The sequence below is a fragment of the Alcaligenes ammonioxydans genome, assembly GCF_019343455.1.
GTDB lineage: Bacteria > Pseudomonadota > Gammaproteobacteria > Burkholderiales > Burkholderiaceae_B > Alcaligenes > Alcaligenes ammonioxydans.
This window is the reverse complement of record NZ_CP049362.1, coordinates 3,369,902-3,383,233: the sequence shown is the minus strand read 5'-3', so window position 1 is coordinate 3,383,233 and position 13,332 is coordinate 3,369,902. Positions and strand designations below refer to the sequence as shown.

Annotated in this window: 13 protein-coding genes; 8 read left to right on the top strand and 5 right to left on the bottom strand. The window is 57.2% G+C overall.

Going from position 1 to position 13,332, the window contains the following annotated elements; all coding sequences use genetic code 11:
* Positions 1-305: 305 nt before the first annotated feature.
* Together FE795_RS15505 and FE795_RS15500 are read right to left on the bottom strand one after the other, a co-directional pair.
* Positions 306-1,256: a carbon-nitrogen hydrolase family protein gene (locus tag FE795_RS15505; protein WP_003805062.1), complete on the bottom strand. Its 951-nt coding sequence runs from the start codon at positions 1,254-1,256 to the stop codon at positions 306-308.
* A gap of 19 nt (positions 1,257-1,275) precedes the next feature.
* The gene (locus FE795_RS15500) at positions 1,276-2,598 is read right to left on the bottom strand and encodes an MFS transporter (protein WP_059318178.1); all 1,323 of its coding nucleotides are present in this window, start codon (positions 2,596-2,598) and stop codon (positions 1,276-1,278) included.
* A 136-nt stretch (positions 2,599-2,734) separates the two neighbouring features.
* Here FE795_RS15500 and FE795_RS15495 point away from each other — a divergent pair, with 136 nt between their 5' ends.
* The 7 genes from FE795_RS15495 (at position 2,735) to FE795_RS15465 (ending at position 10,103) form a co-directional block, all read left to right on the top strand.
* On the top strand, positions 2,735-3,634 hold the full coding sequence (locus FE795_RS15495) for a LysR family transcriptional regulator (RefSeq protein WP_003805057.1): 900 nt from the start codon (positions 2,735-2,737) through the stop codon (positions 3,632-3,634).
* A gap of 66 nt (positions 3,635-3,700) precedes the next feature.
* Positions 3,701-4,384 carry a response regulator gene (locus tag FE795_RS15490; RefSeq protein ID WP_219235237.1) on the top strand — a complete coding sequence of 228 codons (684 nt, stop codon included), beginning with the start codon at positions 3,701-3,703 and terminating at the stop codon, positions 4,382-4,384.
* Between the two features lie 24 nt (positions 4,385-4,408).
* Positions 4,409-5,815 (top strand): sensor histidine kinase, encoded by a 1,407-nt coding sequence (locus tag FE795_RS15485; RefSeq protein WP_219235235.1) that lies wholly within the window; start codon positions 4,409-4,411, stop codon positions 5,813-5,815.
* A 124-nt stretch (positions 5,816-5,939) separates the two neighbouring features.
* Positions 5,940-6,932, top strand: coding sequence for a Bug family tripartite tricarboxylate transporter substrate binding protein (locus FE795_RS15480; RefSeq protein WP_003805049.1), 993 nt, complete (start codon positions 5,940-5,942; stop codon positions 6,930-6,932).
* Between the two features lie 86 nt (positions 6,933-7,018).
* A complete protein-coding gene (locus tag FE795_RS15475) occupies positions 7,019-7,462 on the top strand; it encodes a tripartite tricarboxylate transporter TctB family protein (RefSeq protein WP_219235234.1) in 444 nt (147 codons plus the stop codon).
* Positions 7,459-8,973, top strand: coding sequence for a tripartite tricarboxylate transporter permease (locus FE795_RS15470; protein ID WP_003805046.1), 1,515 nt, complete (start codon positions 7,459-7,461; stop codon positions 8,971-8,973). The genes FE795_RS15475 and FE795_RS15470 overlap by 4 nt, the downstream gene beginning before the upstream one ends.
* Positions 8,974-9,062: 89 nt before the next feature.
* On the top strand, positions 9,063-10,103 hold the full coding sequence (locus tag FE795_RS15465; protein WP_003805043.1) for an AbrB family transcriptional regulator: 1,041 nt from the start codon (positions 9,063-9,065) through the stop codon (positions 10,101-10,103).
* Positions 10,104-10,370: 267 nt separating this feature from the next.
* Here FE795_RS15465 and FE795_RS15460 read toward each other — a convergent pair whose 3' ends face one another.
* From FE795_RS15460 to FE795_RS15450, 3 genes are all read right to left on the bottom strand, one after another.
* Positions 10,371-10,898, bottom strand: coding sequence for a pyridoxamine 5'-phosphate oxidase family protein (locus FE795_RS15460; protein ID WP_003805041.1), 528 nt, complete (start codon positions 10,896-10,898; stop codon positions 10,371-10,373).
* A 36-nt stretch (positions 10,899-10,934) separates the two neighbouring features.
* Positions 10,935-11,483, bottom strand: a complete 549-nt coding sequence (gene sodC / locus FE795_RS15455) for a superoxide dismutase family protein (RefSeq protein WP_003805039.1) — start codon at positions 11,481-11,483, stop codon at positions 10,935-10,937.
* Between the two features lie 139 nt (positions 11,484-11,622).
* Positions 11,623-12,378, bottom strand: coding sequence for a class I SAM-dependent methyltransferase (locus tag FE795_RS15450; RefSeq protein ID WP_219235231.1), 756 nt, complete (start codon positions 12,376-12,378; stop codon positions 11,623-11,625).
* 207 nt (positions 12,379-12,585) lie between these two features.
* Here FE795_RS15450 and FE795_RS15445 point away from each other — a divergent pair, with 207 nt between their 5' ends.
* Entirely contained in the window at positions 12,586-13,242 is a 657-nt protein-coding gene (locus tag FE795_RS15445) for a class I SAM-dependent methyltransferase (RefSeq protein ID WP_230406216.1), read from the top strand.
* Positions 13,243-13,332: the final 90 nt, after the last annotated feature.

The window sequence follows — 13,332 nt, the reverse complement described above, 5'->3', positions numbered from 1 at the left end:
TTCACGCCGAAGCCGCAAGTGTAGTCGGTGATGCGGGTATTCACCTACTATTTGCATGGGATTTTTTAAATTCGGCCTTGTGTTTGAAGGACTCGGTCTGAACACCGTTAGATAGTCAACGCGCACGAGGAGCAGAAGCGGGGGCTCAGTGACCTCACCGGAGCTTGCGGTCGGCAAAGCGCCGTTAAAGAACCCCTGGCCCAGCGTACAGCGCAGACGATTTGTGTTGTGTCCCGCAGGCCCGACCCCATCACCTGACAGGCGCGATGGGGCCGCTTTCTCTTACGAGGCAGGGCGTCGCGGTTTTACTCGTCTGAGTTTTCGGTTTGCAGCCTTACTACCTGTTTGGCACGGGTGTCCACATGCAGGGAGAAGATATCGGGGCGCGAGTAGTGGCCGTAGACATCAAAGTCCAGATTGGCCTGCTTGAGCAAATCCATGTCCAGTTCGGCGTACAGCTCGGTTTCTTCGTCGAATACCGGGCCGGCCAGCACTTGGCCGGTAGGGCTGACGATCATGCTGCCGCCATGCATGACGTAGCTGTCCGGTGCAAATTCGCCGGGCAGAGCAAATTCCTTCTGAAAGGCGTCGGGATAGGCGTTCAGGCGGATGGCCTGGCAGGCGGACAGCACAAACACGCGGCCTTCGACGGCAATGTGGATCATGGACGAGGCCCAGGTGGGGCGATCGTCAGCAGTAGGCGCGCAGTAGATTTCAGTACCCTGGGCGTACATGGTCTGACGCAGGGCCGGCATATAGTTTTCCCAGCAGATCACACTGCCAAGACGGCCCAGTGGCGTGTCGACTGCCCCCATGGTGGAGCCATCGCCAAACCCCCATACCAGACGTTCCTGTCCGGTAGGCATCAGCTTGCGGTGAATGCCCACCACGCCTTTGCCGGGAGCCAGCGTCAAGGCGGTGCAGTACAGGGTGCGACCCATTTTTTCGATTACGCCCATCACGGTGTAGACACCGGTCTGGGTGACCGCCTCGGCCAGGGCTTCCAGTTCAGGGCCGCCCAAGGTGACGGCACCCTCAACGTACCGTTGATACAGGGCGCGGCCTTCGGGACGACGATTGCCGATCACGCTGCCAAAGCTGATGCCTTTGGGGTAGCCCCCCAGAAAGGCCTCGGGAAAGACCGCCAGTGTGGCGCCGTTGGCCGCAACGCGCTGCAAGATAGTGGCGGCTTTGTCGACACTGCTGGCAGAGTCAAAGGGAATGGATGCCGCTTGTATAACAGCAACTTTGCTCATAACTACTCTCCTTTAGGGGTTAGCCCGCGGACAGGTCCACATGTTGAGTTTCGGGCAGGCGGGTATACAGAATCAGCAAGCTCGCCAGGGATACCGCGGCCAGATACCAGGCCGGTACGTTGGGGTTGCCGGTGTACTGGATCAGAGCCGCGGCAATGAAGGGGCCCGGTCCGGCCAACAGAGCCGATGAAACGTTGTGGCCCAAGGCGGCGCCGGTGGAGCGGATTGACGCCGGGAATACTTCCACCAGCAGCACCACGTTCATGACGGCGGAGATGGCTACCAGAAAGGCCAGAATGGTCAGGCCAAGCAGGATCAGGGCCGGTTTGCCAGTGTTCATCAAGAGGAAAATCGGGTAGGCCATGACGGTCAGGCCAGCGGCGGCAAACAAGGCCAGCTTGCGTCGTCCGTAGCGGTCCGAGAAACGGCCAACCAGCGGGTGCAGGATGCAATACACCACCAGGGACGCACTGCACAGCCACAGGGCATTTGTCTTGCTCAGCCCCAAAACGGAGACCAGGTGGTTATTGGCGTAGGTGATGAAGAAATACAGCGACACCAGGAACAGGGCCGAAAATGCGAAGGACAGGACAAAGGCATTGAACTTGTCTTTGGACGAAACCCGCTCCAGGGTGTGGTTGGCCTTCTTTTCCTGCAGCTCGTGATAGACCGGCGTGTCATTGAGCTTGCGACGGATAAAGACGGCAATGAACGTCATCACAATGGACAGCACAAAAGGTACACGCCAGCCCCAGCTGTAGACTTGCTCATCGCTCAGGTTGGCATTGATGGCGGCTGCTGTGGCGGTCCCCACCAGAAAAGCGATACCGGCGGTAAAGGTGACCACGCTGGCGGCACTGGCGCGACGATGGGCGGGGGCACTTTCCACCAGGAAAATACCGGCTGCCGACCATTCTCCGCCCACCATCATGCCTTGCAAAAAACGCAGGATGACCAGCAGGATAGGCGCTGTGATACCCAGGGTGGCGTAACCGGGCAGCAGGCCAATCAAGGTGGTAAAGACGCCCATGCCAAAGACGGTAATCATCAGCACGGTCTTGCGCCCGAAGCGGTCACCAATGGGACCCAGAATCAGTGCACCAAAGGGACGTGAGACAAAGCCCACCGCAAATACGGCCAGGGACGACAACAGGGAAACCCCGGCGGCGTCGGATGGAAAATAGATGCTGCCAATGACGGCTGCAAAGTAGCCGTAAATCGCGAAATCAAACCATTCCATAAAGTTGCCGATACCTACGGCAAGCACTTGTTTTCGGCTCAGACCCGGCTGGCCTGGGGGGGCCGGTTTGGCGTGGGAAGGGGCGGTGGTAGCAGTGCCCATAACAATCTCCTCGAGTGGGGCAGGTATGTACCTGGCCCTTATTGTGGTTGTGGCTGATTTTTAGTCTAATCAAGCCAAATAATTATTCAAACTAATTAGAAAAATGGCTTCGATTAATATCGCTAATATCAGGCGCATGGATTTGAACCTGTTGCTGGTGTTTCAGTGTTTGATGAATGAGCGCAGCGTCACCAAGGCCGCCAATGCCTTGTTTCTGACCCAGGGAGCGGTCAGCGCGTCCTTGCGCAAGTTGCGGGTGGTCTTTAATGACGAGTTGTTCACGCGGGGCTCGCATGGCATGACTCCCACGCATCGCGCCTTGGAGATTGCTCCGCAGATATCCGAAGCCCTGAAAAGCATTTCGACGCTGCTGACCTCCGATCAGGACTTCGACCCCACTCGTTCCAGTCGGGTGTTTCGCATTGCCTTATCGGATGATCTGGAGAATATGCTGGCCAAACGCATGATCCGCACGGCCAACGAGCAAGGCTGGACCATCAGTTTTTCCTTCTATCAGACCAACAGCTATTTGTGGCCGCAAAGCATGCAGGAGCACGGGGCGGATCTGGCCATCTGCTCCAGTCCCAAGTTCCTGAGCACCATGCACAAATCACAGGTCCTGTTTTCGGCTTCTTATATCTGCATTTATGATCGCCATTCGGTGCAGTTCTCCAGTCCCATCAGCAAGCAGGAGTACCTTCATGCTCATCACGGCCGGGTGTCTTTTGACGGGCTGCGTGGTTTTGTAGATGAACTGTTTGATGCCGAGCGCCTGCAGCGCAAGGTCAAGGCCTCATTTACCCACTTTTCGGGGGCGATCAATGCGATTGTCGGCAGTCCTTTGGTGTTGACCATGCCGGACTATGCCGCCCGCTCCTTCGTGGAATGCAATAGCCGTCTGGCTGTCTCGCCAGTGCCACTGCGTGTGCCCTCGTTTGTAGTGTCCATGATCTGGGATATCAACAAGGAGCACGATGAGGAAAGCCGGTGGCTGCGTCGTTTTGTGCTGGAGTTGACCGAGCCGGCGGATCATTGAAACGCGGGCCGTGCCCTTTGGCGGCTTATTATTGTTGCTGTCCTGTTTTGTTTTTTACTTTCCGCCATGCGTATTTTACTGATCGAAGACGAGCCTGATTTGGCCTTGTGGCTGACGCGCAGCTTGCAAAAGAAAGGATTTACGGTTGAATGGTCCAACGACGGAATGGTGGCCTATCACCGCTTGCGGATCGAGGAATTTGATGCCCTGGTACTGGACCTGGGGTTGCCGGGCATGGATGGTCGTGCTTTGCTGGCGCGCCTGCGCTCCGAGGACAACCGCACGCCCGTCCTGATTTTGACCGCGCGCGACTCGCTTCAGGAACGCGTGGGGGCGCTCGAGTGTGGGGCAGATGATTTTTTGCCCAAGCCTTTCCGGATTGAAGAACTGATGGCACGCGTCAATGCGCTCATACGCCGCAGCCGCGGCAAGGAAAAGCCCCGTATGGCCTGTGCGAGCCTGGCCTACGACCTGTCCACACAGCGCTTCACGCTGGATGGCGCTCTTTTGTCCGTGTCGCCGCGTGAGGCGGAGGTGTTGCGCATTCTGGTGCAGCGCAGCGGAGAGCCAGTCAATAAGCAGTTCATTTTGGACCGGCTCAACGACAAGGATGAGGATGAAATCAATATCGAGGCTATCGAAGTGTTGGTGCACCGTCTGCGCAAGAAACTGCAGGACTCGGATGTGCATATCGTGACCTTGCGCGGGGTCGGTTATTGCCTGGAGCCTGTCACGGATGAGGAGCCCTAACGTGGCTTTCTGTCGGGAGCGACCATGGCCCTGAGCAGCTTGCGTCGTACTTTGCTGTGCATGTTGATCCCCGTGGCATTGCTGACATCGGGCGTGTCCTTGTTCGTGTCCAGCATGATGCTCAAGGATCAGGTGAACGCGGCCTTTGATCGGGCTCTGGCCGGGGCGCTCAAGTCCATGGCGGCCAATGTGACCACCATCAGTGGCGGCTTGGCGATGGAGCAGTCCTACTACATGATGGAGTACATGGAGTACACCATCAGCAGCCAGGTGTATTTTCGGATCGCCACCGAAGATGGGCTGTCGGAGATTGGGTTTACGGGCATGCCGTTGCCCGCCAAGCGATTACAGAGTAATCAGCCGGTTTTTTATGATGCCCAGTATTTGGGCGAACCCTTGCGAATCGCGGCGGTCGCACTGGAGTCGGACGGGCGACTGCAGACCTATCAGCACAGTCGGGTTTTGATACAGGCCGGTGAGAATCTCAGTGAGCGCGATGCCTTCATTCGCAATGTGATTTTTCAGAATCTGATTCAGGATCTGGCCGTGTTGAGCCTGTTTATTGTGCTCATTCTGGTCGGCACCTTGCTGGCCTTGCGTCCTTTGCGCAAGCTCAGCGCCGAGGTCAGGAACCGCTCTCCCGACAATCTGGAGCCGATCAGTGACGTCAGTCTGCCGCGCGAGGTACGGCCCTTGGTGCAGACCATCAACCTGCATATGGAGCGTTATGCCCGCAAGTCGCGAGAGCAGCAGCAGTTTCTGGATGATGCCTCTCATCAGTTGAAAACGCCTTTGGCGGTCTTGTTGACCCAGGTGGATTTTGCCTTGTCGCTGGCCAAGACCGCAGAGATGAAAGAGGTGCTCGATGCCATCCAGCAGCGTTTGAACAATACGGCGCAGATGACGCATCAGATGGTGGCCTTATCACGAGTGCGGGATGCGGCGGATCAACTACGGGTTCGGGCTGCATTGGGAACCGTGGATCTGTGTCAGCAGGCGGCACAGGTGGTCGATGAGTTATGGAGTCTGGCGCGGTCGCGCCGTCAGGACCTGGGGCTGGAAGCGCCTTCCCGACCGGTGCGGGTAGCAGGCGAGGCGTGGCTGGTGCAGCAGGCCCTCAGCAATATGGTCAGCAACGCGATCAAGTATTGTCCAAAAGGTGCTCGCATCACCGTGTCGGTACAGCAAGAGGGAAACGTGTGCCGTATACAGGTCGAGGATGATGGGCCGGGCATGAGTGCCGATGATATGGCCAAGGCGGGGCATCGCTTTCGTCGTGGCGAGGCGGGCAAGGCTTTGCAAGGGTCGGGGTTGGGGCTGGCCATCGTGCAGGCGATTGCCCAGATTCACGATGCCCGGATGAGCCTTCAGCCAGGGCCGGGCCAGCGTGGTCTGATCGTGCGCCTGGAGTTCAATGCCCTGGACTCTTGAACCTCTGATTCAGGGTATACCCTTGAAAATATCGTTTTTTGGCAGAACTGAAAGGTAGGCGAAAGCTTCGCTCCGGTAAGGTCGCAACCATTACAACGACGACGATCCTCTTGGAGGCGATTCAATGACTATCCACATGAAACTACGGGTGCTGCTGGCAGGCAGCCTTTTGGGCCTGAGCAGCTTGAGCGGTGTGAGCGCCCAGCAACCACCTAAACCCGAGTGCATCGCGCCTGCTCAGCCGGGCGGCGGGTTTGATTTGACCTGTCGTGTAGCTGTGAATGGTTTTCTGGAAACCAAGCTGCTGGACAACCCCATGCGTACCGTTTACATGCCTGGTGGCGTAGGGGCGGTGGCCTATAACCACATCGTTGCGCAGCGCCCGGGTGACGGCAATGCAATCGCGGCGTTTTCGGGAGGCTCCTTGCTGAATCTGGCGCAGGGCAAATTTGGCAAGTATTCCGTAGACGATGTGCGCTGGCTGGCATCGATTGGCAGTGATTACGGGGTGGCCATTGTGCGTGACGACTCGCCCTACCAGGATCTGAAGGCGCTGATGGAGGCGTTCAAGGCCGACCCCAGCAAGATTGTGCTGGGTGCAGGTGGCTCGGTCGGTGGGCAGGACTGGATGAAAGCCGCGCTGACGGCGCGAGCAGCCAATGTGGATTTCCGCAAAATGCGCTTTGTCGCTTTTGAGGGCGGCGGTGAGGCCATGACAGCGTTGCGTGGCGGCCATATTCAGGCTTACATGGGCGATGCGGCCGAGGCTCACACCATGCTGGAGGGCGGCGCGCCCATCCGGGTCCTGGCGGTGTTCAATGACAAGCGGCTTGACGGCGCGATGGCCAGCATCCCTACCGCCAAAGAGCAGGGCTTTGATATCGAATGGCCGATTATCCGTGGCTTTTACGTCGGCCCCAAGGTTTCTGACGAGCAATATCAATGGTGGGTTCAAGCTTTTGACAAGCTCATGAAAACCCCGGAGTTTGCGCGTCTGCAGACTCAACAAGGCCTGTTTCCGTTCAATATGAGTGGCCAGGAACTGGATACCTACGTCAAGCAACAGGTGGTTCAGTACCGCGAATTGGCGGACTCGTTTGGTTTGATCAAGAAGTAAGTCTTTACGGCGCTCCCGGCCGCTGCGCGTCGGGAGCCCACTGTCTGCCCCGCCGCTTCCGGCGGGAAAATCCGGAGAATTCCATCATGACGCTAAATGATCGCGTGCTTGGCGTGGGCGCGCTGGTGTTTGCCGCCCTCATCACCGCTTTTGGCTATGACCTAGAGCCCCCCTTTTCGTACGAACCCGTTGGGCCCAAGGCCTTTCCGTTGTTGCTGGCCCTGATCATCGCCCTGTGCGGATTGCGCCTGATTCTCAAGGGCGGTGGGCAAGTTGCCGCCAATCCGCCCGGCGCGAACGGGCGCATTTTGATGATGGTGGCCTATCTGGCTGCCTATGCCTGGCTGTTTCAGTGGTTGGGCTTTATTGTCGCCACCACGATGATGGCCACCTTGGTGGGGCGTTTGTTTGGCGGCTCCTGGAAGCAGGCCCTGATCGGGGGGCTGGCGATGGGAGGGGGGCTGTTCGTCTTGTTTGACCTGGGCCTGGACGTGGTCCTGCCACATGGCATTCTGGGAGCGTGGTTATGAGCTCGATATTGGAATATTTGAGTGTCGGTTTTGGCGTCGCCTTTTCCGCGCAGAATCTGCTGGTGGCGGCGATCGGCGCCTTTATCGGTACCATTGTCGGCGTCTTGCCAGGCCTGGGGCCTATCAATGGCGTGGCCATGTTGGTGCCCATTGCTTTTGCGATGAAATTGCCGCCCGAATCGGCCCTGATTCTGCTGGCGGCCGTCTATGTGGGGGCCGAGTATGGTGGGCGGATTACCTCTATTCTGATCAACGTGCCCGGTGAGGCGGCTGCGGTCATGACCACCCTGGATGGTTATCCTTTGGCTCGCAAAGGGATGGCCAGTGTGGCCTTGTCCTTGTCGGCATTTGCCTCCTTTATTGGCTCCACAATTGCTATTTGCGGCATCGTGCTGCTGGCCCCGATGCTGGCTGGCTGGGCCGTGGCCTTTGGCCCCGCCGAGTACTTTGTGCTGATGGTGTTCGCTTTTTGCGCCCTGACCAGTCTGTTGGGTGATGAGCCGGTCAAGGGTATTCTGGCGGCCATGCTGGGGCTGTTTATCTCCACGGTGGGCGTGGATGCCAACTCAGGGGTGTATCGCTACAGTTTCGATATCCCGAATCTGGCCGATGGCATAGATTTTGTGGTTGTCGTGATCGGTTTGTTTGCGGTGGCCGAGATGCTGCAGATGCTGGAAAACCTGCTGGGTGGCGTGTCGATTGAAGTGCCTAAAAGCAAGCGCAAGCTCTTTAATCTGAAAGAGCTGGGCCTGACCTGGTGGAGCACGGTGCGCGGTGGCCTGATGGGATTTTTCATTGGCATTTTGCCCGGAGCCGGGGCAAGCGTGGCCTCTGCGGTGGCTTACGCCAATGAGAAGAAATATATCGAAGGCAGGGACCCTAACGCCATGTTTGGTCAGGGTGATATGCGAGGTCTGGCTGCGCCGGAAGCGGCCAACAACAGTGCCGCCACGGGTTCTTTTATTCCCATGCTGACTTTGGGAGTGCCCGGCTCGGGGACGACGGCGGTCATGATGGGGGCCTTGACCTTGTATAACATCACGCCCGGGCCGGTACTGTTTGAGTCGCAGCCACAGATAGTCTGGGGCCTGATCGCTTCCTTGATGGTCGCCAACGTCATGCTGTTTCTGATGAACGTGCCCATGGTTCGGGTCTTTGCGTCCATGCTGGCCATTCCACCGCGCCTGCTGGTGCCTGGCATTTTGGCCATCAGTTATATCGGCGTGTATGCCATCAATGGCACGACTTTTGATCTACTGCTGGTGGTTGGCATTGGGGTGCTGGGTTATTTCCTGCGCAAAATGAATGTGCCTATGGCGCCGATGGTGCTGGGTGTGGTCTTGGGCAATATGATGGAACAGAATTTGCGTCGGGCCTTGTCCATTACCGACGGCCAGCTTGGCATTCTGTTCGAGAGCCCGGTATCGATCGCCTTGTGGATCGCAGCACTTTTGGTTAGTGTGGGTCCGATCCTGCTGCGTCGCATCGCTGCACGCAGAGCAGGGGCATAAGAAAACACCATGAGGAAGTCCCCACCCCTGCGGTGGGGCGTTTATGAGGAGAAAGTGCCAGGCTGCGGCCTGGCCTTGTTGTTTCGGTTATGGCGATCTGGATACGAATTGTCCTGGGCTTTGGGGTGGCGTTGGTCGGTGCGATGGGGGCGACATATCTGAGCATGCCCTTGCCCTGGATGTTGGGTGCCTTGATTCTGACCGCGGCCACCAAGATGGCGGGCAGCCCGGCAGTGTGTCTGCCATTGGCGCGCAATGCCGGACAGTGGGTGATCGGGGCCTCGTTGGGCTTGTATTTCACGCCATCCATGGTGCAGCTGATTGGCAGCAATGCCCTGTTTATTGTGATGGGCATGGTATTTGCCTTGCTTTTGTGCTGCATAGGGACCTTCATGCTGACCCGTTTTGCGGGTACGGATTTGCGCACCGCCTGGTTTGCCAGCGCGGTAGGCGGAGCCAGTGAGATGACCGGGCTGGCCGAGCGTTATGGTGCACGCCCAGATCTGGTCGCTTCGGCGCATGGGTTGCGGGTGTTGATGGTGGTGCTCATCATCCCCTTTGCGTTCGAAGCCCTGGGGTTTTCGGGTGAGCAGGCCGGGGCCGTGCTGCGACCGGATTTTTTGAATCTGCCCGGACTGGCTCTGTTAGTGGTGTTAAGCAGTGCGGCAGGCTTGATCTTTCAGATCCTGCGTCTTCCCAACCCCTGGGTGCTGGGCCCCCTGCTGGTGGTGGCCGTTCTGACGTATCAGGACATTGTTCTGTCGGGCTTGCCGGTGCAGATTTCCAATCTGGGGCAACTGTGCATTGGCTGGGCCTTGGGCGATAAGTTCGGCCCCGATTTTTTCCGACGTGCTCCTCGCTACCTGGGGGTAGCGGCTGTCAGCAACCTCATTAATCTGGCGTTGGCATTCGGTTTTGCTTACGGCTTGTATCGTTTGTCTGACATTGCCTATCCCACGCTGGTGCTGGGTGTCAGCCCGGGGGGCATAGCCGAGATGGCGATTACGGCCAAAGTGCTTCAGCTGGGGGCGCCGATGGTAACGTCCTTTCAGGTGGCGCGGATGGTGTGCGTACTGGTACTGACCGGGCCTTTATATACTCGTCTTGCCCGTTGGCTCAAACAGGCCTGATAGTGGGCAAATCGACACTACTGCCAACGAGTCCATGTAAACCAATGTGCGACCCTGTGCATCTGCTCAGCAGCCCAACAGGCTGCGGCCCAGCCACTCCTGCAAGCAGCTCGCCCCCCTTTGATCCACCCAATCAGCCTTTTGGCTGGTACTTCATCCCCTCAAACAGTCAAGGAACCAGCGTCCTTAAGACGTCTGTCAAACAAAGCCCGGTGCATGACCGGGCTTTGTGCTTTGGCCTTAAGGCTGGCCGGGTGGGACGTCTCTTTAGCGGTGGGGGGTGACTTTACCGTGTTCACCCATCTCGGTTAAGCGCTCACCCATCAGGGTGGCTTTGAGCATTTTGCCAGCCTGGGCCAGCTTGCCCTCCCGCACGCTCCAGTACTCTGCGCTGTCAATGTGTACGCAGATCAGGGCAAGGTCTGGGTCGGTAATTCCTTCTTTGAACCAGGCTTCCGTCATGGTGTTCCAGAAACGTTCTTTCTGGTTCATGGAGTCAACCAGACGAGCCATACCGGACACCGATACATAGGTATCACTTTTGGGATCGGCATAGCTCACATTCACATGTGGGTTGGCCAGAAGGTTGGCCACTGGATCGCTGCTGCGCGACATGAAGAACCAGAGCTTGTCATGCTCGTAGTCTTCTTGATTCGACCCCATTTTTGCCTTTTGGGTTGTCATGGGCCAGGCGTGCAACTGGCCGTTTTCAGCATGTGTGACGAACATCGCAAAGCGAATGTCCTTGATCATCTCTTGCAGTTGTTCAAAGGAAGACTCAATCGTGGTGTTCATGGTATCTCCTTGAAAAAGTGACAGGGATGAAGGCCGTTACTTGATCACTCCGCAAGCAAAGCGTCCGGCGCCACCACCGAGGGGAGCAGGATGGTCGGAGTGGTTGTCACCGCCTTCGTGGATCATCAGCGATCGACCTTTGATCTGATCCAGAGACTTCAGGCGCGGTGCCAGAACCGGTGTGCTGGCGGTGCCGTCTGCCTGCACATACAGGGCGGGCAGGTCACCCAGGTGGCCATTGCCCCAAGGGAAACCATGCTTGCCGGTCTTGTCCGGGTCCAGATGGCCGCCAGCCGCCCCAGCAGGCGTGACTTTGCCATCTTTGTTGCTCGGAGCGCAGCTGGGGTTCTCATGCACGTGGAAACCGTGCACGCCCGGCTTAAGATTCTTTAGCTCTGGCGTAAAAACCAGCCCATGTTCGGTCTGTCGTACGCTTACCTGACCAATCTGCTCGCCAGCACCACTCTCGGTCGCCAGATTCATGGGAATGATGACATCGGCAAGTGAGGGGGCAGATAAAGCAAGGGTAGCGCTCACGGTGGCCAGAGCCATTGCGCATCGGGATTTAAGAGAAGAAAAACGCATAAGGCTGACTCCTTTGCTGGGTAAACAGGGGTTAGATCAGCCTAGCATTGCAGAGACAATTGGGCGTTAAGAGACGTTTCCTTTTGTCAACAAGATGTGAGCGCTGCCAGGACGTGGCCAGGGTAGGGGGGCGGGTAGGTCAGCCTTCTTCTTCGACCGATAGCAGTTCCTGATGGCCAAAGTACAGCGTAGAGATGATGATAGGCGAGGCGCCGTCTGCCTGGACGCTCAGATTCAGGCAATCACCGCACAGATGAAGGTCGATCAATCGGGCTGGCTTGCCATTCATCCAGATTTTTCCGCTGACATCTTGATAGCGCTGTTTGAGCTTCAGACGGTAATCGGTTCCGTCCAACCCCTCCCATTCCCATTCTCCGCTCACCTGTGCGGGCACAATCCATTTGTAGATTTTGATGCCGCCGACATGCAAGGTTTCGTCTGCTTTCCAGTCCCCCATGTCAAAAGCATGAGAGACAATGCGGGCGCCTGGGCGTAGTTCTTGCAACAGGCGCGGGCGCAGGATGGCATTGATGGTGTCCATCAGGTAAAGCGTCACGATGGTGGCCTGGCTGAAGTCAACGGTAAACAGGTCCTCTTCAATAAAATCCACCAGGTATTCCACGCCTGCATGACCGGCTTGCTCCATCGCGTCTGCAATCCGCAAAGGGTCCAGCTCCACGCCGACGCCAGAACAGTGGTATTTTTTGGCAGCGGCAATGACAATGCGCCCATCCCCGCATCCCAGGTCATACAGCAGGTCTTTGTGTCCTGCCTGGGCCAGTTGCAACATGGTGTCGATAACCCGATCGTCGCTGGGAACGAAGGGCACGTCCAAAAAGATGTCGGGCTCTACAATTGATTGGTCGTTGAGGTCTTTAATCAAGTCTTTGAACAAGAGTGATCCTTGGTGGCGGCGTGATGCAAAATTGTGTGTAAATTCGGTTATTTATAGTTTAAGCCACGGTAAATTCTGGCAAAATTCGCTTTTTTGTCGGATATGGACGATCATCGGTCTATGTCAGACTTATATGGCTCTACCTCATCTTCATCCGCTACCTTAAAAACCCGTCTCCAGCATATACGAATCTCGGCCGCAGAATCCTTGCGTATTCGTTCCTTGGCTGATCATATGCAGTATGCCGACCCGCAGGGCCATGCCCAGGCCCTGGGTATAGGGCCTGCGGTCTGGCCCTTGTTCGGCCTCGTCTGGCCTTCCAGCATCCAGTTGGCACGCAAGCTCAAGAACCGACCCATCCGGGCAGGGGAAACGATATTGGAGTTGGGCTGTGGCCTGGGCTTGACCAGCTTGCTCATGCACAAACGGGGGGCGCACATTCACGCCAGCGATTGTCACCCCATGGTGCCGCATTTTCTGAAGCTGAATCAGGCTCTTAATGGTTTGTCCGACCTGCCGTATGTCCATGCGCAGTGGGGGGAGCAAACCTGCCCTGATTTGCTGGCCTCCCTGGGCCTGACTCCCGCCAGGCAGCGTTACGACCTGATTGTGGGCAGTGATCTGCTGTATGAAGGCAATACGCCTGCTCAATTGGCCACGTTGGTCAATCAGCATGCAAAATCACAGGCTGAAGTCTGGGTGGTAGACCCGGATCGGGGGCATCGCAATAAATTTACCCAGGAAATGCAGCGCCACGGTTTTGAGCTGGTGCGGCAAGTGTGTTTGCGGGATCGGCCTATCGTGATGCCCGAGGGTAAGGAAGTATCGTATAAGGGCCGTTGTTTGCAGTATCAGCGCGGCTAAGTACGAATTGGCATCGGACGGCACAAAAATCGAGCCCGAGTCGGGCCAGCCTCAGCACGTTGCGCACGGACGTCTCTGGTTTTTTAGACG

Coding starts and splice junctions, on each gene's coding strand:
- FE795_RS15505 (WP_003805062.1), bottom strand. CDS start 1,256: ATGAGCAAAGTTGCTGTTATACAAGCGGCATCCATTCCCTTTGACTCT.
- FE795_RS15500 (WP_059318178.1), bottom strand. CDS start 2,598: ATGGGCACTGCTACCACCGCCCCTTCCCACGCCAAACCGGCCCCCCCA.
- FE795_RS15495 (WP_003805057.1), top strand. CDS start 2,735: ATGGATTTGAACCTGTTGCTGGTGTTTCAGTGTTTGATGAATGAGCGC.
- FE795_RS15490 (WP_219235237.1), top strand. CDS start 3,701: ATGCGTATTTTACTGATCGAAGACGAGCCTGATTTGGCCTTGTGGCTG.
- FE795_RS15485 (WP_219235235.1), top strand. CDS start 4,409: ATGGCCCTGAGCAGCTTGCGTCGTACTTTGCTGTGCATGTTGATCCCC.
- FE795_RS15480 (WP_003805049.1), top strand. CDS start 5,940: ATGACTATCCACATGAAACTACGGGTGCTGCTGGCAGGCAGCCTTTTG.
- FE795_RS15475 (WP_219235234.1), top strand. CDS start 7,019: ATGACGCTAAATGATCGCGTGCTTGGCGTGGGCGCGCTGGTGTTTGCC.
- FE795_RS15470 (WP_003805046.1), top strand. CDS start 7,459: ATGAGCTCGATATTGGAATATTTGAGTGTCGGTTTTGGCGTCGCCTTT.
- FE795_RS15465 (WP_003805043.1), top strand. CDS start 9,063: ATGGCGATCTGGATACGAATTGTCCTGGGCTTTGGGGTGGCGTTGGTC.
- FE795_RS15460 (WP_003805041.1), bottom strand. CDS start 10,898: ATGAACACCACGATTGAGTCTTCCTTTGAACAACTGCAAGAGATGATC.
- sodC (WP_003805039.1), bottom strand. CDS start 11,483: ATGCGTTTTTCTTCTCTTAAATCCCGATGCGCAATGGCTCTGGCCACC.